Genomic DNA, 16899 nt, shown 5'->3' with positions numbered 1-16899 from the left:
GGGCAGGTGAACGGGAGGTGTCTCAGAACTTCCGCAGGTCCTCGTGCGCCGTCTCCGGCCGCGGCATCTGCCAGACCGGCGACCGACGCAACGGCGCGGTGAAGTCCACTCCGCACTCTTCGCCGCTGATGCTGCTGAACCGCGGCCCCGCCGGGGAAAACCCGCTCCCGACCGCGACGAGCTGCGCCTGATCGCGCACGGTGAGCCACGACCCGGCGAAGTGCGGGACTGCCGCGTCAACTGCCACACCTCCGCCCCGGCCCGGCTGCGATCCGGCATCGCGGCGACCGGCTCGACGATGTTCGTCAACTTTCCGAGCGGACCGTCGAGAACCTCGGCGATCCTCCCGACGAGCACCGCCTGGTCGCCCGCGTCTGTCCGGTGCCCCAGCCAGTAAACCCCGACTGCGAGGTGTCCTCGACCGTCGCAATCCATTTCCGGTGCGGCTCCGGCCATTCGATGTCGAAAATCTCGCCTCGCGCCGCGGCAGCTTCCTGCGCGGTGCCGTCGAGCCGTTCGCCACGCAAGGGAGCCATGGCTTCTACCGCGCATTGACCAGGTACAACTCAGCACGTCCGTAGAGCGGCGCGGAAATCGTCCAGTGGGCAAGATAATCCGGCGGCGGCGGTCCCCAAACCCGGCGCAACGCGAGGTCAACTTTCCGCGGCCGCACGGTGTAGTCGAAGAACGCGAAGTTCACCCGAAGCAGTCCGCGCGACAGACGTCCGGCCCGTGCTTCCAGTTCGGCGATCGCCCCGGGCATGCGGCCGCGGTCGGAAAAGACGTCGATGATCGCGCAGTCGCAGGTGTAGGCCAATACTCCGATCTCCTCGGCGCTGGCGACCGTGCGTCCCGCAGCCAGTCTTCCCACCTCCCGGCCGATTTCGGCGTACTGCGCACTCGTGGTGTAGTTCGATGTGAACGGCGCGAAGTCGCGTGGCAGACCGGTCCCGGCATAACCGACCACACTGGCACCGACCAAAGCCGCGATGACAGCCGTCCCGGCCGCACGCTCGATTCGGTGCGCGGAACCGGCCGCTACCGCGCAGCCGAACAGCGTCGCCGCGACGATTCCGGGGCCGTAATACCAGTGGTACGGCGGAACTTTCAGCTGAACGTAGGCCAGGCTGTGTCCCGCTCCGGCCACCGCGAGCGCCGCGAACGGGAGCAGCCTGCGGCAGGCCGCGTCGCCGCGCAACGCCAGGACTAGCCAGCGCAACCCGGCCAACGCCGCCAAACCGGCGCACAAGAACGCGAGCACCGTCTGCCCCGGCATGTTCTGCCAGTACAGTCCGACGCCGTTGCCGAATTCCCACTTCCCCCAAGCCTGTCGCGCGCCCTGCAAGGTCTTGATGACAAGAGTGTCCGGAACGGCGGCGCCCAATACGACCCAGCTGAACGCGAACCACGGCACCGCGACCAGCGCCGCGCCTTGCACGCTGCGCAGGCCCTCAACCCAGAATCGGTTCCGCACCAGGAAAACCACGCCCGCGAAGAGCAGCAGATCGACCCGGACCAAGGTCAGCGCACCGGCCGCCAGTCCGAACGCGAACGGCCGTCGCTCCACCGAAAAGACCAGCAGCCAGCCAAGTCCGGCCGCGCCGAGTTCGACCTCCATGCCGATCGACGACACCAGCAGCGGGTTCACCGTCAACGCGGCGGTCGCGAGAACCGGGAACCAGCGTGGCAGCCCGGCGACCGCGCCCACCCTCCGCAGCGCCAGCACCAGCAGCACCTGGCAGGCCACGTACAGCACGCCCGCGGCGAGAACCGCGTCCCGCAGCACGAATGTCAACGCCGCCAGGGAAAGCACGTTCAACGGCGAGGTCGCCGTATTCGAGGTGCTGCCGGCCAGCAATCCCCAATTTCCGTGAAACGCGAGATTGCGCGCGTAGCTCAAGGTGATGTAGGTGTCGTCGATCAGATGACCGTGCGCCGCCACAAAGAACAATGCCGACGCGGCCGCCGCTCCGAGCAACAGCCAATCCACCCGTCTTCGGACGGAAACCGGCTGTTCACAACCCGATCGAGGCGTCGTCAAACCCAGTGCCATTATTACGTTTCCCCCAGCAGCAGTCTTCGGAAGACCGATCGGTCCGGTGCTATCTCCCCGGAAAGTCGTGGACCTGCCCGTCGCGCATGGTAACTCGGAATTTTCGGTTGTATTCGTCATGCGGAGAATCGCCCTCGACGAATTTCACGACGAAAGTGCCGTCGTTCAGCACGGCGGGAGTCACCGAGTCGTCCGGCCCGTACAGCTCCACTTCGGCCACGTCGGGGCTGACAACCCCGAACACGACGCTCGGCTGGCCGGGATTGACGACGCTGGCGAAACCGCAGATCGGGCGGGTCGCGTTGAGGCAGGCGTAGCCCTCTCGCCCGTGGATCCAGTCCCTGGCGTCGGTGACCATCAGCCCGGCGTTCTGGTCGTCAGGGCCGGAACCCTGGCCGTGATCGAGAACGCAGACCGCCGCGAGCGAGGCGTTGCGGATGACGAGGTAACTCCGCTTCTCGTCCTGATCGATCTTCAGCGTCGAGCGCCAACTTCCCCGATCAGGCAACACGGCTCCGAAAGAGGGGGCGCTGTCGAGGCAGGCCTTGAGCAGTTGCGTGTCCCCGGAGTCCGGCCTGGCACCGGCCGGAACCCGCGTCGAGTCCGGACTGGCGTCGTACACCGGGGAGAACACCAGCGTCGCGCCCAAGGCCAGCGCACCGACTCCCGCGGCGACCGCCAGCGGCAAGCCCAGCTTCCGGTGCCGCCGTGCGCGCAGTTCCGGAACGAGCCGGTTCCACAGGGATTCCTTCAGGAGATCAGGCATCGGCCGGTCAGGCGGCAGGTTGAGATCGTCGGCCATCAGAACTCCTCTCCGACGCGTGCGCCGATGTCCCGCAGCAGCTCGCGCAACCGGGTTCGCGCGCGCGAAATCCGCGCGCGCACGCTCGGTTCGGCGATCCCGAGCACCGCGGACGCCTCCGCGGTCGACAAACCGCCCAGCAGACAAAGCTCAACAGCCCGCCGTTCGGCCCGAGGCAGCTTCGCGACCGCGCTCAGCACGACCTTCAGCTGTCGGTCCGCGTCGATCTGGCCGGCCACCTCCTCGGCGTGATCGCGGACCACGGGATTGCGCGGCAACCGGGTCAGCACGGCCGCGAAACGGCCGAGGCGGCGCTGTTCCCGGCGGGCCAGATTGGCGGTCACGGTGTAGAGCCACGGCCGGGCGCTGTCGTTCACCAGCGTCACCTCGCCGAGCCGCCGCCACGCGGTGAGGAAGGTCAGCGAGGCCAGGTCCTCGGCGGTGGCCCAGGAACCCGTCAGCCGGTAGGCGTAATTCCACACGGCGCTGGCATGCCGGTCGAACAGCTCGCCGAACGCCGCGACCTCGCCCGCCGCGGCCCTCGCCCACAGCTCCTGGTCGCCACCGGGGACATCCGGGACGTCGGCGTCGTGCTCGGCCGGCATCCCCCACCCCCGCCCCTGATCCGAAACTATCGTCACAACCCCATGTCCCCGGTCGCCTCGACAGCGTTGCATCAGTCCCGGGTCCAGGGTGATCAGTGTCTCGCCTCGGCGGAAGCGGAAAGATATAGTCAGGCGGAGCCAGGTCACGTGGAGGGCTGTGGGGGATGACCGACTACAGGCGCGATGAGCCGCCGACGAACCCCTTCCCCGCGGCCGGTTACGCACAGCCGCCCGCGAAACCCCGGCGGACCGGCTGGATCATCGGCGGAGCCGTCGCGCTGGTCGTCGTGCTGGGGATCGGGATCGCCGTCGGCGTTGTGGCCGGGCAGCCTGCCGAGCGTCCGCCAGAACGGGCCGCCGTGCCGGGTTATTCGATGGACCACGTCGGCAACGCCTGCGATCTCGTCGATCCCGCTCCGTTGCAGAAGTGGTCGCCCACGCCCAAGGGCCCGCCCAAGCACGAGGAAGTCCGCCCGAGCGAGCACGACGCCGGCAGTCTGAGCTGCCAGCTGCGCTACACCGGCAGCGATACCCTGAACACCGCCGAAATCCTCCTCGACGTCGATTTCACCGAGGGCACCGCGCCGTCCTCCTACGCGAGCTGGAAACGCGGCACCCTCGCGAAAACCGGCGAGGGCAAGGCGTCCGGGCCCATCACCGGAGTCGGCACCGAGGGCTTCTGGCACTCCGAGGTCTTCGGCGAGCTGGTCGCGGACACCCGCTACGTCCTCTGCGCGGTGGACGAGAACGTCTCGGTCCGGGTCCGGCTCAACTTCAGCCGTACCCGCGAGGTCGCGCAGATGCACCGCACCGAGGTCCAGCCGATCGCCGAAGCACAGGCCCGGAAGGCGTTGAACGGGCTGAAAGGGATTCGATGACTGACTCGCCTGGCGACGGCCGGCATCCCTATCCCGTTGCCGGGCAACCATATCCGCCGCCCGGCCAGGGTTTCGGCTATCCCCCGCCCGCGAAACCGCCCGGCCCCAGGACGGGACTGATCGTGGCGGGCGCGATCGGACTGGTCGTGATTCTCGGCGTCGGGATCGCGATCGGCCTGTCCCTCAGCGGCGGCTCGTCCGCTCCGGAAGCCAAGCCGGCCCCGGCCGCCCCGAGCCCGGCCCCGTCCACCACGGCCTCTCCCGCCGCGCCGCCGGGCAAGTACTCGATGAGCGGGATCTCCGATGCCTGTGCCCTGCTGGACCCGAAACCGCTGGCGAAATGGTCCGCCACCCCGATCCCGCCGGTCCACCGGGAAGGCGGGCCAAGCGAGGGCTACGGCGGCGACCTGAGCTGCAGCCTCCGCTACACCAGCACCTCCGCGACCGACGGCGTCGCCACCAACGAGGCGGGGATCGCCGTCCGCGCCGAGTTCGCCTCCGCGGACCGGCCACCGGCTTACGAGCAGTGGAACACCAAGCCGTCGCCGGGCTGGACCTCCGGCACAACCCCCGGTCTCGGCACTCGCAACTACTGGCGCGCGGGCAGCACCACGGAACCGGGCCCGGGCGCGAGTTACATCGTGGGAGTGGAGGACAGCAACGTGACGGTGGAGATCCAGGTCGCCGTCCACCGCGCACCCGGCGAGACGCCGCTGAAGATGGATGAGCTGTCGTCGATCGCGCGATCACAGGCCCGGGCTGTGCTGGACCGGCTCCGGAAGCCCTAGCTCCGGACGGACGGAGGCAAACCCCGGATAGCCGCGGTGGTACCGCTCGATCGCCGCGCCGACCGCGAAAACATCGCTGTCGCAATGCGGTTTGCCGACTATCTGCACGCTGAGCGGCACGTTGCCAGGCCCGAAACCCGACGGCACGGACAGCACCGGGCAACTGTTGAGCAGGTTGAACGGCAGGCACAGATGAGTGTCGTAGGGGTACTTGACTTCCTTGCCGTCGATGACCGGCTGGGTGGTGACGTAGTCCTCCCCCGCGAGGAAGCCGAACAGTCCTTGCGTTGGGCAGATGAGCACGTCCGCCTCCGTCAGCACATCCCGGAGCGCATGCCACGCGGCCGCTTGGTGCTTGACCGCCTCGGCGTAGTCGGCCGCGGTCCGTTCGCGGAATCCGTCGAGCACAACGGCCGCGTAAGGCATCATGAGCTGCCGATCCAGCTGCTCGGCCGGGCCCGCGTGCATTTCGAGCAGTACTCGGGCCGCCCACTGCACGCTGGCCGCGTCCCAGGCCGGCTCGGTCAAGCCGACCTCGGCACCCGCGCTCCGGAGCGACATCGCGGCGGCCGCGGTCGCCCGCCGGATCGCCGGCTCGACCGCGAACCCGCCCAGAGTCTCGCTGACCGCGACGCGAAGACCGTCGACCTCCGGCGCGGCGCGAAGCAGCGGCGCGGCGGGCAAGGACGAGGGGTCGGCCGGGTCCGGTCCGGAAAGCACATTGGCGAACAACGCGCAGTCGGCGACCGTGCGGGCCAGGACGCCCTGCGAGTAAAGCGGGTTGGCCCATTTGGCCGGGGGACTGGGAATCCGCCCCCTGGTCGGTTTGTAGCCGACGACTCCGCAATATCCGGCAGGCATCCTGATCGACCCGGCGGAATCGCTTCCGGTCGCCAGCACGCTGGTGCCTGCCGCGAGGCTGGCGGCGGACCCGCCGGAGGAACCGCCGGGAGAAAACTCCGTGTTCCACGGATTCCGGGTCGTGCCGTAGAGGGCGCTGTGGGTGAAACTGGCGACGCCGAACTCGGGCATCGTCGTGCGAGCGTGCACGATGCCGCCTGCCTGCGCGATCCGCCGCGGGACAACGTCGGTTTCCTCGGCGAGGGCTCCTTTGAAGTGCAGGCTGGCCTGATCGGCGGGGTGTCCGGCGATGCGCAGGTCCAGTTTCGCCGCGATCGGCAGTCCGGCCAGCGACGGCACGGTCCCGTCTCGGTAGGCGTGCTCTGCCGCTTTCGCTCGCGCCAGCGCCTGTTCGTCGAACCTGGCGGCGAACGCGTTGATCCGCGGTTCGGCCGCATCGGCCCGGGCGAGCACCGCGCGCATCAACTCGACGGGCGAGAGCGCGCCCGAGGAGAACTGCTCCAGCGCATCGCTCGCGGTCAGGTAGATCAGCTCGTCGTCAGTCATCAGCCGGCCGCCTCTTCCAGCGGCCTGCCCGCGGTCTCCTCGCACAGCAAGGCAATCGCGGCCGTGCCCAGGCCGACCAGCGCCAGCACACCGAACACCACAGCTGTGGTCGCTCCCAGCCCGAGCAGTCCCGACACCACGACCGGGCCGAGCAGGATCCCGACCGCCGACCAGGTGCCCACCACCGAGGACGCCGCGGCCCGGAACCGAGCGGGAAAGACTTCGGCCGAATAGACGTACATCGTGATGTTGGCCGCGAAGATGAACGCCGCGGAGAGCGTGGACCAGATCAAGACCTGCACCGCGCCCGAACCGGCGATGAGCGCGAGCGGGATCAGAAGCGCCCCGCCGATGGCGAATCCGGCGAGCAATGTTTTCTTCCGGCCGATCCGATCGACGTACGCCGCGGCCGCGAAGGATCCGCACAGCCCGGCCGCGCTCGTGATCAAGGTGTACCAGAGTGCCTGGGACAGGCTCAGGTGGTAGACGTTGAGGTAGATGGTCGGCAGCCACGTCGTCAGCCCGTAATTGACGAAGAATCCGCCGAACCACATCACCGAGGTCGTCACCGATCGGCGGAGGTACCGGCGGCTGAAGAGATCGCGTGCGCGGGCCCGCCCGGTCGGCGCGGCCGTGCCGTCGAACTGGGGAGGGTCGAGCGGACGGCCGGTCGATTCGGCGACAGCCCGCTCGATGCGTTCGACGACCGCCAGCGCCCGCTCGGACTGGCCGTGCACGGCCAGCCACCGCGGCGACTCGGGCATCAGCCGGTAGATCGGATAGATCAGGAACAGCGGAATGGCGCCGATCAGGTACAGCGGCCGCCAGCCGATCACCGGGAGCGCGATCGACGCGACGGCGGCGAACGTGAGCCCGGCGGGGAACGCGAGTTCGTAGAGCAGGACGGCCCGGCCGCGCTTGCCCCGTCCGGCCAGTTCGGCCATCAGAATCGCGGCCGAACGGATCTCGCCGCCGATGCCGATCCCCTGGATCGCGCGCAGGGCGCAGAACACGCCGACGCCCGGCGACAACGCGATCAGCAGGCTCGACAGGCCGGTCAGCGTCGTCGTGACCAGCACCAGCCTCGTCCGGCCGAAGCGGTCGGCGAGCATCCCGATCAACGGACCGCCGATCAGTCCGCCGATCGCCCCGGACATGACGCAGGCGGTGAGTTCGCCCGGCCCCAGCTGCCATTCCGCCCGCATCAGCGGCAACGCGTAGGCGATCAGCAGCTGGTCGAAGCCCGCGATGAAGGTCACCGAACCCAGCAGCAGCCGCCGCGCGGCATGCCACCGGGAGCTCGGCAGCCGGTCGATGCGCGCGGAAACCTCCGGGAAGGTCCGATCACGGGCTGTCGCCGACGGCGCGGCCCGAAGCTCATGGTCCGAAGTCACGGAAAAGTTCCTTACCTCTAAGACACTTAGTGCCGTGATTGATATCACCGGCTCGCCAGGGCTCGCAAGTACCAGTTGCCCGCAGCGGACGTGGTGCCAGATGACGACGCGCTCGGTTCGGCGGCAAGCGGCAAGGGAGATCCGCGGCGGCGGGCATCGGAGGGGCTGCGACCGGAAACAATCCGGGAGCCGAAAAAGCAAGAAACCCCCTGTTTCCAGAGGGTTTCTTGCTTTACTGTCTCGACCAGACGTGCGCCCGAAGGGATTCGAACCCCTGACCTTCTGGTCTGGCGTCCACCGCTGGCGTCGTCTGCCCTCAGTGGTCGAAAGTAGCCGTGACCAGCGCGAAAGGGCGCAGATCACCTGGCGTCATCTGCCACTACTCAGCCTGGGCAAGCGTCGATTACTGGCAAAAAACTGGCACTTCTACTCGCTTGGACCGTTGTCGGTCACGGGACGAAACCAGCTGGCAGCAGGTTGAGATACTCGGCGTGAGCTGGCTTCACGGGAGGGAAGTCGCGCCTGTCCACGGTCGCAACGTCGATCGTTCCGAGTTGCTCAGCTGCAACGATCACCGAAGCGTCCGACCCACCAAGTCTTGGGTACCGCGCGACAAGGGCCGCCATTCGCGCAAGCCCGGGCCGGTCGGGAGCGTAAAGCTCGAACTGCTGCTCCCGAGCAAGCTGTTCGAGGAAGGCAACTTCAGCATCGTTGCCTAGGTCTTTGTGAAGCCAATAGCACGTCTCGGCAACAACCAGAGTAGAAACAACCAGCGTTCGACTCGTCACAGAAAGTAGCCAAATGGTGCACTGCTCATGATATTGATCGTTGGCGTTCAAGACGGCAAGCAGGACGCCCGTGTCAACGACAATGGGTGACGGCACAGGCGATGACTACCGTTCCGATGCTTTGCTGGATCCCCGTCGGGTCTCTGCGGCGCGCTGAGCGAGGTCCTTGCTGCCTGAGACCAAGCCGATCAGTCCAGATGCCGGATAAGGAGCGACCTTCTCCTGCTCCGCAGACGGTAATTTCGCGGGGTCACGCGGCGCGTTGGCTGGAACCCGCCGGATGCCGGTTCGGGAGCCCCGCCCCCGAACCGTTGTCCGGTAGACGTCACCATGGAGCCCCGAGGATACGTGCTGCACAGCGCTTGTAACTTTAAGTAAGCCTCGCACGACGCCAGGCAGCCCGCGCGCAGCCCCAGCGGGAACCCGCGGAACCACCTTTCGTGCCGCTCGCATCCTGACCATGGCACTTAGTCTACAGGCCGTTTAAACGCCCCCATAGATCTCTTAATACCTACAAGTGGGGGCCTCTTCGTCCATCCCGGCGACCTGGCTTCAGCCCTATCAAGCCTGTCAAGGGGGCACCTTCCACTGCCGGCGAGCGTACCGCGGGACTGCCCCCTTGACAGGCTTGATAGCCCCTGGGAGGTCGTCGGGATGGGCGTGAGGCACACACGGACGCAACCGATGCGCCCGGCTCGGCCATCCTGGTGGCCTGCCCGTCCGGCGAGGACATCTCTTTTCAGTGCGCCTGCTCGCGGCTCCTCCGGCGGGTGGTCGCTGGGCTGGTTTTTCCGCGGGCGATCGGCGGGGACCGGGCGCCAGCCCGCACGCCCCGCCGATCTTGCCCGCGGGTCAAACACCGTGCCCAGCGGCCCCGGAGGGGCCGCCTTGAACAAGTAAGGAAACTCTGAACACGAGAGCTTCGCGCTGGTCACGCTCAGGCAGGGCTTGGTCATAACCGTCATAACCAAGGTAGTCTCCGTAGGTGGAGCGAGCCCTAGGGAGGTGGACCATGACGACCAGCAATGCGGAGCAGCCGGCGCATGAGGGGCTGGATGGCCCTGCCCTGCGGGATGCGCTGTTCGCGGGCAAGGACGTCCAGCCGATCAGGTCTGTGGACGAATGGGCGCGCGAGGACATCTTCGAGTCTGTTGATGAGCTGCACGAGTTTCGCGACTGGGTGGCCGCGGAGCGGAAGGCTAACCTGGCCTAGTGGCTTTGGAAGTCGTGCTCGACACAGATGTCGCGTCGGGCTTGTTTAAGCGGGATCTCCCGCCGTGGCTCGCCAGTCAGCTCGTGGGCTGTCGCCCGGCGATCACGTTCGTGACGCTGGCTGAGCTGAACAAGTGGATGCATCTGCGCGCGTGGGCGCTTCCTCGTCGGGAGCGACTGGAGCAGTGGGTGCAACCGTTGCCGGTCCTGCCGGGCACGCCGAAGGTGGCACGCGTGTGGGGCGAGATCTCCGCTTACGCCCAGCGCCGCGGTCGTCCCCGCCCGCAGAACGACACTTGGATCGCGGCGTGCTGCCTGGCGTTCGAAATGCCGCTCGCGACGCTGAACGTGAAGGACTTCGCGGACTTCGTGGAGTACGAAGGTCTCGTGCTGCTCGAACCGTAACGTGTGCACTGCCCTCTTCGGGGTTGTCAGCTCAGAAGCCTGCGAAGTTCCGTCAACCGGGTGTTTAGGTCGCGGACGACGTCATGGATCTCGGCAATCTCTGCCCGCAAGGTGCCCAAGTCGACGTACTCGGACTCCTGCCGAGACTCGGGTATGTCCTCTGCCGCCGGAAGCGCTCGCACGATGGCTGGTGCACCCTTACCCCCCTGGATGAGCCCGTCATGTTCGAGCATTGAGAGAGCTTGACGCACCGTCGTTCGAGAGACACCGTGACGGGCTGAGAGGTCTTCCTGCGAAGGTATGCGGTCGCCCGGCAGTAGCTCACCATTGGCGATCTGCCGCCGGATATGCTCGGCGATTCGCTTGTATGCACTGGTGTCTGACAACTGTTCTTGCCCTCTAATTTGTTGGGGTTTCGATCATAGCCCTCATTAATTCACTATGCGAACGTTCGAAAAGTTTGCGCTGATACTCCATCGGATCAGGATGATTCTCATCATAATCATTAGTCAAACTGTGCACCATACGGAACCAAGGGGTTATTTTTTCTTGAAACTCTGCGCCCACGCGTCCGTCTTGAATAGCGCGTCCAACCAGGAGGTTGAAATCTTGCTCTAAAAGCTCAGGCTTAGGGCGGATAGGGTTGAACCAATCATCCGTGAGGACCGGACGAAGGAGGCTCGCATGCTCATTCCAGTGCAGCGTAATCGCTAGATCAGATGTAAAACCGGTCGGCAACGTTTCAGGCCATAGCTTCCGGGTTGCGGCACGTTGCCCAGACCATGGCGTAGAGCCGACCTTGGGTAACATTTCAGGAAAAAGCAATCCCGCCAAAGGCGCAAAAAGGCCATTTAGCCAGTGATCGGGATATATTGGACGCCAATAGAGATTAGCAATTGTCGCGTCCGCAATCCCGCGCAGTACGGGCTCAGTCAAAACCTCAACTAAGGGAGTCTCTCCATAGTACTCCAAGTCTGCGTCCATTAGGCAGATAACATCGCCAGTACTGCTAGCTACTCCCGTCGTAATAGCTTCGCCTTTTCCGCGTTGCGCCAGCACAACGCTCGCACCAGCAGTCTTCGCCACTTCGGCCGTACGGTCAGTGCAACCGCTCGCACTTACGATTACTTCGCCATCGATACCAAGACTGTCAATTCCGTTCTGAGCAGCGCGAACGGCTTGCGATATCGAAGACTCCTCATTATAGGCGGGTATTACGACCGATAGCCGCGTCAGTTCTTCCGCGCGAATCATTCGACGTCGAGGTTTAATAAGAGCCATTTAGCGGTCACCTTTCGTTAGGTCAAAGCGAGAGTAGTCTTCCGGCCATGGGGTCAAGTGCTCGCTAAGCTCAATTTCAGTTCGGTCAGCCGGATAGGAAGCGTCAGACAGTTCTACCGTTCGGTCGTTTGTGTCAACGGATCGCGATCGGATGCGAATTATTGGCGTCCCGAGGTCCATCCCCCACTTTTCGCGCTCTCCAGGAGTGGGGGCCACGGCGATAATTGACCTATCAATACGAGCCAACTCGATGCCGACCGTGTATAATTGATGTTGATGCCCACCCGGCCACGGCTCATTCTTGTCATCCAGTAGTTCTGGGTTTCCTTCAATGAGCTTAAGTGGAATATAGGACACGCTAAATGCAATCCTGAGTCCACTTTTTGGGTCAGTCATTTCATACACGCGTCGCTGCAGCTTTTCACCCACGGCCACGGAAAATTCTGCCGCAAGTTCATCGGAAGCATCCACGGTGGCGTATTTATGCGTAGAGATGATGTTGTCAATGGGGATTCCGGCCACCATTTCAATAGCACCGCGCTTTTCTCTCTCTTGTCGCGGCTTTAAGACAAGCGCCTTTTGCTCGTTTGTCCAGTTGTTCGAAAGGTGGATCGGATGACGCTGCATAGGCGGACGAACAGTTGCCGGCTTACCCCGACCGCCAGTGATCCGCCCCTCCTGACGCAGGACGTCGAGGGCCGAGCGGACAGTGATACTCGTGCAAGACCACTGCTCCTGCAGCTCACGGACGCTCGGTAGGCGCGCTCCCACGGGAAGTGCACCCGAGATGATCCGATCACGGATCTCGTCGGCAATCCTCTGATGGATCGGTACTGCGCCGACCGCGTGTTCTGCCTGCATGCCGCCATCCTGACATACGCCTCGAAAGTTCGCTAGCGAACCCCTTGCGCACCCGTCGTCGCCGGTGGTAGCTTGGCATCAGTTCGCTAGCGAACTAGCCAACAGTAGTCCTAGCAGGAGGAAGACCATGCGGAACATCCCGTGCGACCTGAGCAACTACACCGCCCGTGTCGCGGAGGTGCCGGGCGTGAAGATGGGCAAGGACGAGCAGGGCCGTGAGTTCGAGGTGACCGACCGTCAGACGGGCGAGAAGAAGTTCGTCGCGTCGCTGTTCCTGAAGTCGAAGATCCGGGGCGAGAAGGGCGAGGAGGTCCGGTTCACGCTGGACGCTGACCCGGGCGAGGGCTTTGAGGAGGGCATGGTGGTCGAGCTGGTCGCCCCGCGGATGTCGCCGTACTCGTTCAAGAACGGCNAAGAACGGCAACGGAGAGACGGTGTCGGGCGTGTCGTTCGCCGCGGTCGGCCTGAAGCCGGTCGGTGCCTCCTTTTAATCCGGCAATTCCAGCCCTCCCTATTCCCGGTTAGCGGCCCGTTTCGAGTCGGGCGAGGGCGCTTCGCGTTCATTGACAAATTCAGAGTGTGCCTGACTGCGCCCAAAAACAAGCCTGTTACGGCTGTTCGCGTTGATTCCCGAACTCATTTCTTCGGGAGTCTTCGGGAGTGTCCGTACCTAGTGAAACAGGAGTGCAGAAATGGACGAGTTCGACTTTTACGCGGCTCAGTTGAGCGCATGGCCGTGGCTTCACCTGAGCGAGTCCGAGGAGGCGGCGGCATGAACCGACACCTGGTCCGCCTGGCTGGCGGCTTGTCGACGTTCGACCCGGACGGCCCGAAACGGGGTTCGTAATGGGCGGTCACGTGTGTTCGGCGAATTTCTGGCTTTCCCCGACTCGTGTCGCGACCTGCAATGTGTGCGGTCGCCAATGGAGGATGTAATGGGATCCGATTTCTTGATACACGGCGCAATTCCGATGCTGGTGTGGGCGATGGCGCTGGTCGCGCTGGCGTTCGCCTTCCCGGCCGCTGCCGGTACTGTCCTGGCGATCGTGGTGGTGGGCCTGGTTCTCGGCCGTTCCCGCCGCGCCACGGGCAGGTGACCGCGATGGCGGACGAATCTCTGGACCTGTTCGGCAACCCGGTTGGCGATCCCGTGTCGACGGAGCGCGACCGGATGCCGGTGAACGACATGAATCTGATCGAGAAGGTACTGGATGTCGCGGAGAACACGGGGTATGTGCTGGTCGGCCCGGCGGAGCGGGTCTACCGCCTGTATGCCCGGCTGGCGATCGAGAGCGCCCCCGCGAACGAAGCGGACGCGGTGCATCAACTGCTGGACGCCAAATGGCTGACGAAGGGAGGGAGCCACTACTACACCTGCCACGGGCACAGCGGTCCCGGCAGTTCGGTGCTGGTGCCGCGTGCGACGAAGGAGAAGGCCCGGCACTGGCGCGCGCTGGCCGGCCGTCCGAGCACCACTCGTGAACGAGAGCGAAAGGCAAGCTGATGACGTCGCAGAAGATCAACAATTACAACAAGGTCAAGTTCGGCGAGTTCGAGTTCGCCCTGGACGCTGTGCGGACCGCGTTCGATGAACTCGCGAAGCTGGGCAAGTCCTTGGACGACAACGGCACGGCAGACCGGTTCGAGGGCTGGCAGGTCCCGAGCAAGGGCGAGGTCCAGTCCGACCTCCGGGGCGCGTCCGCTGCGCTTGACGACTTGCGCTCCGCGGCAACAAAGCGCAAGGCGGAACTGATCTCGCGGGGGTGGCGGGTGTGAGCGACGACCCGGGCCTCCAGCACGTGACGGACGAACGGTTCTTCTGGTCCGGCCGGATCATCGCCCTGTGCGGAGCGACCGCGGAATACGGCGAGTACGAGATCGTTCACTTCTTCTCGTTCAGCCCGAAGTGCCCCGACTGCAAACGACTGTCCGAACGCGACACCTGACCGCGAAAGAGAGAGATCGATGACGAGCCAGCTCGAAAGCAAGGTCGCCGACCTCGACAAGGCCATGATCAAGCTCCGCACCGCCATGGGATCGCTGCCCAACCGGGTGGGCGGTTTCAAGAAGGAACACGACGAAGCCGCCCGCAAGGTCGCCACCGCGATCACCACGGTGGAAGCCGCGAAGCCGCTGTTCAGCACCGGCGGCGGCAAGCGCCGTCCCCGGGGCCGCCGCCGCTGACCTCGCGAGGCGACAACCGAATACCGACCGCATGACCCATCTCGATGGGCGACGTCAGGGCCGCTGCCCGTCGATGTCGATGCGGGTCGCGGCCCTGGTGTCGCTCCTGACCAGGGAGCACTACCGCCATGAGCCGCAAGAACAAAACCGCCCCTGTCCGCCGCAACGCCCACAAGACCCGCCCGGAAGCCCGCTGCGCGCTGTGGCTGGCCCGCCACCCCGGCTTCCTCGCCGCCCCCAGCGCCCTGGCCGCCAGCGTGATCGAGCTGGGGCCGACCACCACCGGCAGCCTCGCCGCCGGCACGCTGGCCGCCGGTCTCGGCTGGTACCGGGCGCACCCGGGCTCGTTCAGCCGCATCGCCGCGCCCCGTCTGCGCGCGACCCGCCGCCGCTGGACCCGCTACATCGGCCGGTCCTGGAAAACGTCGCTGGACTTCTGCAACCTCACTGTGGACGACCGGCGCACCGGGGAAATCCTCGTGCCCCGACTGCTCAAGGTCGCCAGCCCCACCCCGTCGATCGACGTGCTCCGGGTCGCGATCCGGAAAGGCCAGTCGGTCACGACCTTCCGCGACGCTCAGGAAGAGCTGGCGTCCGCCCTCGGTGCCGACGCCATCTCGATCGAGAAGGAGAAGCCGCGGGTCCTGCGGATCACGCTGGTGTTCGGCAACCCGTTCGACGACATCGTGCCGCCCGCCGACATCCCCGGCGACCCCAGCGAGGTCGATCTCACCGCGCTGGAACTCGGGGACACCGAATACGGCGAGGTCTGGACCGAACCCCTGCTCGGACAGCACTGGCTGATCTCCGGCGGCACCGGCTCCGGCAAAGGGTCGCTGTTGTGGAACCCGCTGCGCGCCATGGGGCCGATGATCCGCGACCGCATCGTCCGGGTCTGGGTGATCGACCCCAAGGGCGGGATGGAGACCGAACGAGGCAAGCCGCTGTTCCACCGGCACGCCAGCCCCGCCGACGAGGAAGTCGAGTACGACGACGGCGACGGCCCCGAGGACATCGACCCGATGCTCGCGCTCCTCTACGAGTTCCGCGACCGGATGCGCGAACGCCAGGACCGCCTGCGCCGGGAAGGGAAGCGGAAGTTCACGCCATCTGCCGAGACCCCGTTCGAAGTCCTGATGATCGATGAACTGATGATGCTCACCGCGCTCGCCGGCCGCCGTGTCATCAGCGAGGTCAACAAGGTCCTCGCGGAAATCCTCACCCAGGGCCGCGCCGCGGGCTACGCGGTGATCGCCTACGTGCAGGAACCCACCAAGGACATCGTTCCCGTGCGGGACCTGTTCACCCGCCGGATCTCGCTGCGCACCGGTGCCGCGTCCTTCGTGGACATGGTGCTCGGGGAAGGAGCCCGCGACCGCGGCGCGCTCGCCGACGAGATCCCGGAAACCGGAGCCGAGGGCATCGGCTTCCGCACCACCGAAACCTCCCGCCAGCCCGTCCGCGTCCGCGCCGGTTACAGCACCGACGACGACATTGACGAACTTGTCCGCCTGTGCACCCCGCACGACGATCCGCCCGCCGACACCAACGTCTACCACCTCGCCGCCTGACCGTCCGGAAAGGACTGTCCGTCATGACCACAGCTCTCGTTACCGCGTCTGATACCGCCCGGCTGGCCACCGTCGCCGCCCGATACGTCCGGGACACCCCCGCACCCGACCCGGCGTCGATCATGCTCCTGCCGGGGCAACGCCGGATCGAGATCCAGCCGAGCGTGGATTTCGGCGATCCCGTCGCGATCCTCGGGGCGCTGCTGATCTGGACGCACCGGCTCACCGGGATCACCGGCGAGTGGTGGCACACCAGCGGCGGCCGCTTGCACATCCTCCTCACCGGCCGCGGCCCGTGCGGCATCGAATTCCGCATCTACAGCGGCATCGCCTACCAGGCCGTCCGCCGTCACGTCGTGCTCGCCAAGGGCGCACGCGAATCCGTCACCCCGGACGAGCTGTACCGGCTCGCCCTCGAACTCCGCAAAGGACAGACGAAATGATCACCCTCAAGTTCCTCGCCGCCTGGCTGAAACTCACGGCGGTCGCGGCGGTCGCGTTCGTGATCGAAGTCGCGCTCATCTCCTCGCTGTGGCTGGGTCTCCTGGTCATCGTCCCGACCGTGCTGCTGTTCCTCGGCCTGTCCGCGGCGATGTGGCGGGAATGGCGCTCGGTCCGCCGCGGCGACGGTGCCTACAGCTACTCCTACATCCGCTACGAACAGGAGTAA

At 65.8% G+C, this 16899-nt stretch carries 23 protein-coding genes; 12 read left to right on the top strand and 11 right to left on the bottom strand.

The features are described 5' to 3' along the window. Nucleotides 1–22 precede the first annotated feature (22 nt). The 5 genes from A4R44_RS22145 to A4R44_RS22125 form a co-directional block, all read right to left on the bottom strand. Nucleotides 23–247 (bottom strand): hypothetical protein, encoded by a 225-nt coding sequence (locus A4R44_RS22145; protein WP_067583834.1) that lies wholly within the window; start codon nucleotides 245–247, stop codon nucleotides 23–25. A gap of 58 nt (nucleotides 248–305) precedes the next feature. Further along, nucleotides 306–536, bottom strand: coding sequence for a hypothetical protein (locus tag A4R44_RS22140; RefSeq protein WP_067583831.1), 231 nt, complete (start codon nucleotides 534–536; stop codon nucleotides 306–308). Between the two features lie 5 nt (nucleotides 537–541). Then, nucleotides 542–1990, bottom strand: a complete 1449-nt coding sequence (locus A4R44_RS22135; RefSeq protein ID WP_232791714.1) for a hypothetical protein — start codon at nucleotides 1988–1990, stop codon at nucleotides 542–544. Nucleotides 1991–2102: 112 nt separating this feature from the next. Then, nucleotides 2103–2855, bottom strand: a complete 753-nt coding sequence (locus tag A4R44_RS22130; protein WP_067583827.1) for a hypothetical protein — start codon at nucleotides 2853–2855, stop codon at nucleotides 2103–2105. After that, nucleotides 2855–3460 carry an RNA polymerase sigma factor gene (locus A4R44_RS22125; protein WP_067583825.1) on the bottom strand — a complete coding sequence of 202 codons (606 nt, stop codon included), beginning with the start codon at nucleotides 3458–3460 and terminating at the stop codon, nucleotides 2855–2857. The genes A4R44_RS22130 and A4R44_RS22125 overlap by 1 nt, the downstream gene beginning before the upstream one ends. A gap of 164 nt (nucleotides 3461–3624) precedes the next feature. Here A4R44_RS22125 and A4R44_RS22120 point away from each other — a divergent pair, with 164 nt between their 5' ends. After that, entirely contained in the window at nucleotides 3625–4338 is a 714-nt protein-coding gene (locus A4R44_RS22120; protein WP_067583822.1) for a hypothetical protein, read from the top strand. Beyond that, nucleotides 4335–5126, top strand: a complete 792-nt coding sequence (locus tag A4R44_RS22115) for a hypothetical protein (protein WP_157904961.1) — start codon at nucleotides 4335–4337, stop codon at nucleotides 5124–5126. The genes A4R44_RS22120 and A4R44_RS22115 overlap by 4 nt, the downstream gene beginning before the upstream one ends. Here the strand turns inward: A4R44_RS22115 and A4R44_RS22110 are convergent. The 3 genes from A4R44_RS22110 to A4R44_RS46030 all read right to left on the bottom strand — a co-directional run bounded on the left by A4R44_RS22110 (nucleotide 5085) and on the right by A4R44_RS46030 (nucleotide 8811). Next, complete coding sequence (locus A4R44_RS22110; RefSeq protein ID WP_067583816.1) at nucleotides 5085–6533, bottom strand: amidase; 1449 nt, start codon at nucleotides 6531–6533, stop codon at nucleotides 5085–5087. The genes A4R44_RS22115 and A4R44_RS22110 overlap by 42 nt on opposite strands. Then, the gene (locus A4R44_RS22105; RefSeq protein WP_067583814.1) at nucleotides 6533–7927 is read right to left on the bottom strand and encodes an MFS transporter; all 1395 of its coding nucleotides are present in this window, start codon (nucleotides 7925–7927) and stop codon (nucleotides 6533–6535) included. Before A4R44_RS22105 ends, A4R44_RS22110 begins: the two co-directional genes overlap by 1 nt. Before the next feature lie 449 nt (nucleotides 7928–8376). Then, nucleotides 8377–8811, bottom strand: coding sequence for a type II toxin-antitoxin system VapC family toxin (locus A4R44_RS46030; protein ID WP_095213515.1), 435 nt, complete (start codon nucleotides 8809–8811; stop codon nucleotides 8377–8379). Between the two features lie 916 nt (nucleotides 8812–9727). Between A4R44_RS46030 and A4R44_RS22095 the strand changes: the two genes are divergently transcribed. Together A4R44_RS22095 and A4R44_RS50580 are read left to right on the top strand one after the other, a co-directional pair. Beyond that, on the top strand, nucleotides 9728–9928 hold the full coding sequence (locus A4R44_RS22095; protein WP_067583809.1) for a hypothetical protein: 201 nt from the start codon (nucleotides 9728–9730) through the stop codon (nucleotides 9926–9928). Next, nucleotides 9928–10332 carry a type II toxin-antitoxin system VapC family toxin gene (locus A4R44_RS50580; protein WP_067583806.1) on the top strand — a complete coding sequence of 135 codons (405 nt, stop codon included), beginning with the start codon at nucleotides 9928–9930 and terminating at the stop codon, nucleotides 10330–10332. Before A4R44_RS22095 ends, A4R44_RS50580 begins: the two co-directional genes overlap by 1 nt. Nucleotides 10333–10358: 26 nt before the next feature. On the opposite strand, the gene A4R44_RS52485 is transcribed toward A4R44_RS50580, so the two are convergent. The 3 genes from A4R44_RS52485 to A4R44_RS46015 are packed head-to-tail and all read right to left on the bottom strand — an operon-like array spanning nucleotide 10359 to nucleotide 12474. Then, complete coding sequence (locus A4R44_RS52485; protein ID WP_157904959.1) at nucleotides 10359–10718, bottom strand: winged helix-turn-helix domain-containing protein; 360 nt, start codon at nucleotides 10716–10718, stop codon at nucleotides 10359–10361. A gap of 13 nt (nucleotides 10719–10731) precedes the next feature. Further along, entirely contained in the window at nucleotides 10732–11613 is an 882-nt protein-coding gene (locus tag A4R44_RS46020; RefSeq protein WP_232791713.1) for a glycosyltransferase family 2 protein, read from the bottom strand. Further along, a complete protein-coding gene (locus A4R44_RS46015; RefSeq protein WP_095213512.1) occupies nucleotides 11614–12474 on the bottom strand; it encodes a GntR family transcriptional regulator in 861 nt (286 codons plus the stop codon). Nucleotides 12475–13409: 935 nt separating this feature from the next. On the opposite strand from A4R44_RS46015, the gene A4R44_RS48155 reads away from it, so the two are divergent. From A4R44_RS48155 to A4R44_RS22045, 8 genes are all read left to right on the top strand, one after another. Further along, nucleotides 13410–13571 (top strand): hypothetical protein, encoded by a 162-nt coding sequence (locus A4R44_RS48155; protein ID WP_157904958.1) that lies wholly within the window; start codon nucleotides 13410–13412, stop codon nucleotides 13569–13571. A 5-nt stretch (nucleotides 13572–13576) separates the two neighbouring features. Further along, entirely contained in the window at nucleotides 13577–13978 is a 402-nt protein-coding gene (locus A4R44_RS22075) for a hypothetical protein (RefSeq protein WP_067583801.1), read from the top strand. Then, nucleotides 13978–14250 carry a hypothetical protein gene (locus A4R44_RS22070; protein WP_232791712.1) on the top strand — a complete coding sequence of 91 codons (273 nt, stop codon included), beginning with the start codon at nucleotides 13978–13980 and terminating at the stop codon, nucleotides 14248–14250. Before A4R44_RS22075 ends, A4R44_RS22070 begins: the two co-directional genes overlap by 1 nt. After that, nucleotides 14247–14420, top strand: a complete 174-nt coding sequence (locus A4R44_RS22065; RefSeq protein ID WP_157904957.1) for a hypothetical protein — start codon at nucleotides 14247–14249, stop codon at nucleotides 14418–14420. The genes A4R44_RS22070 and A4R44_RS22065 overlap by 4 nt, the downstream gene beginning before the upstream one ends. Before the next feature lie 19 nt (nucleotides 14421–14439). Further along, entirely contained in the window at nucleotides 14440–14658 is a 219-nt protein-coding gene (locus A4R44_RS22060; protein ID WP_067583792.1) for a hypothetical protein, read from the top strand. Nucleotides 14659–14786: 128 nt separating this feature from the next. Further along, complete coding sequence (locus tag A4R44_RS22055; RefSeq protein ID WP_067583789.1) at nucleotides 14787–16229, top strand: FtsK/SpoIIIE domain-containing protein; 1443 nt, start codon at nucleotides 14787–14789, stop codon at nucleotides 16227–16229. 23 nt (nucleotides 16230–16252) lie between these two features. Beyond that, nucleotides 16253–16672 (top strand): hypothetical protein, encoded by a 420-nt coding sequence (locus tag A4R44_RS22050; RefSeq protein ID WP_095213511.1) that lies wholly within the window; start codon nucleotides 16253–16255, stop codon nucleotides 16670–16672. Next, entirely contained in the window at nucleotides 16669–16899 is a 231-nt protein-coding gene (locus A4R44_RS22045) for a hypothetical protein (protein WP_067583786.1), read from the top strand. Before A4R44_RS22050 ends, A4R44_RS22045 begins: the two co-directional genes overlap by 4 nt.

It is taken from the genome of Amycolatopsis sp. M39 (genome assembly GCF_001651785.1).
GTDB classification, from domain to species: Bacteria; Actinomycetota; Actinomycetes; order Mycobacteriales; family Pseudonocardiaceae; genus Amycolatopsis; species Amycolatopsis rubida.
Note: the sequence above shows the minus strand (reverse complement) of the source record. Positions and strands in the feature narration are given on the sequence as shown.

Excerpts from the sequence above, each read along its gene's own strand:
- A4R44_RS22120 (WP_067583822.1), top strand. The coding sequence starts at position 3,625 with ATGACCGACTACAGGCGCGATGAGCCGCCGACGAACCCCTTCCCCGCG.
- A4R44_RS48155 (WP_157904958.1), top strand. The coding sequence starts at position 13,410 with ATGGGATCCGATTTCTTGATACACGGCGCAATTCCGATGCTGGTGTGG.
- A4R44_RS46020 (WP_232791713.1), bottom strand. The coding sequence starts at position 11,613 with ATGGCTCTTATTAAACCTCGACGTCGAATGATTCGCGCGGAAGAACTG.
- A4R44_RS22125 (WP_067583825.1), bottom strand. The coding sequence starts at position 3,460 with ATGCCGGCCGAGCACGACGCCGACGTCCCGGATGTCCCCGGTGGCGAC.
- A4R44_RS22130 (WP_067583827.1), bottom strand. The coding sequence starts at position 2,855 with ATGGCCGACGATCTCAACCTGCCGCCTGACCGGCCGATGCCTGATCTC.
- A4R44_RS22060 (WP_067583792.1), top strand. The coding sequence starts at position 14,440 with ATGACGAGCCAGCTCGAAAGCAAGGTCGCCGACCTCGACAAGGCCATG.
- A4R44_RS22110 (WP_067583816.1), bottom strand. The coding sequence starts at position 6,533 with ATGACTGACGACGAGCTGATCTACCTGACCGCGAGCGATGCGCTGGAG.
- A4R44_RS22140 (WP_067583831.1), bottom strand. The coding sequence starts at position 536 with ATGGCTCCCTTGCGTGGCGAACGGCTCGACGGCACCGCGCAGGAAGCT.
- A4R44_RS22115 (WP_157904961.1), top strand. The coding sequence starts at position 4,335 with ATGACTGACTCGCCTGGCGACGGCCGGCATCCCTATCCCGTTGCCGGG.
- A4R44_RS22075 (WP_067583801.1), top strand. The coding sequence starts at position 13,577 with ATGGCGGACGAATCTCTGGACCTGTTCGGCAACCCGGTTGGCGATCCC.
- A4R44_RS22050 (WP_095213511.1), top strand. The coding sequence starts at position 16,253 with ATGACCACAGCTCTCGTTACCGCGTCTGATACCGCCCGGCTGGCCACC.
- A4R44_RS22045 (WP_067583786.1), top strand. The coding sequence starts at position 16,669 with ATGATCACCCTCAAGTTCCTCGCCGCCTGGCTGAAACTCACGGCGGTC.
- A4R44_RS22070 (WP_232791712.1), top strand. The coding sequence starts at position 13,978 with ATGACGTCGCAGAAGATCAACAATTACAACAAGGTCAAGTTCGGCGAG.
- A4R44_RS22095 (WP_067583809.1), top strand. The coding sequence starts at position 9,728 with ATGACGACCAGCAATGCGGAGCAGCCGGCGCATGAGGGGCTGGATGGC.
- A4R44_RS22055 (WP_067583789.1), top strand. The coding sequence starts at position 14,787 with ATGAGCCGCAAGAACAAAACCGCCCCTGTCCGCCGCAACGCCCACAAG.
- A4R44_RS46015 (WP_095213512.1), bottom strand. The coding sequence starts at position 12,474 with ATGCAGGCAGAACACGCGGTCGGCGCAGTACCGATCCATCAGAGGATT.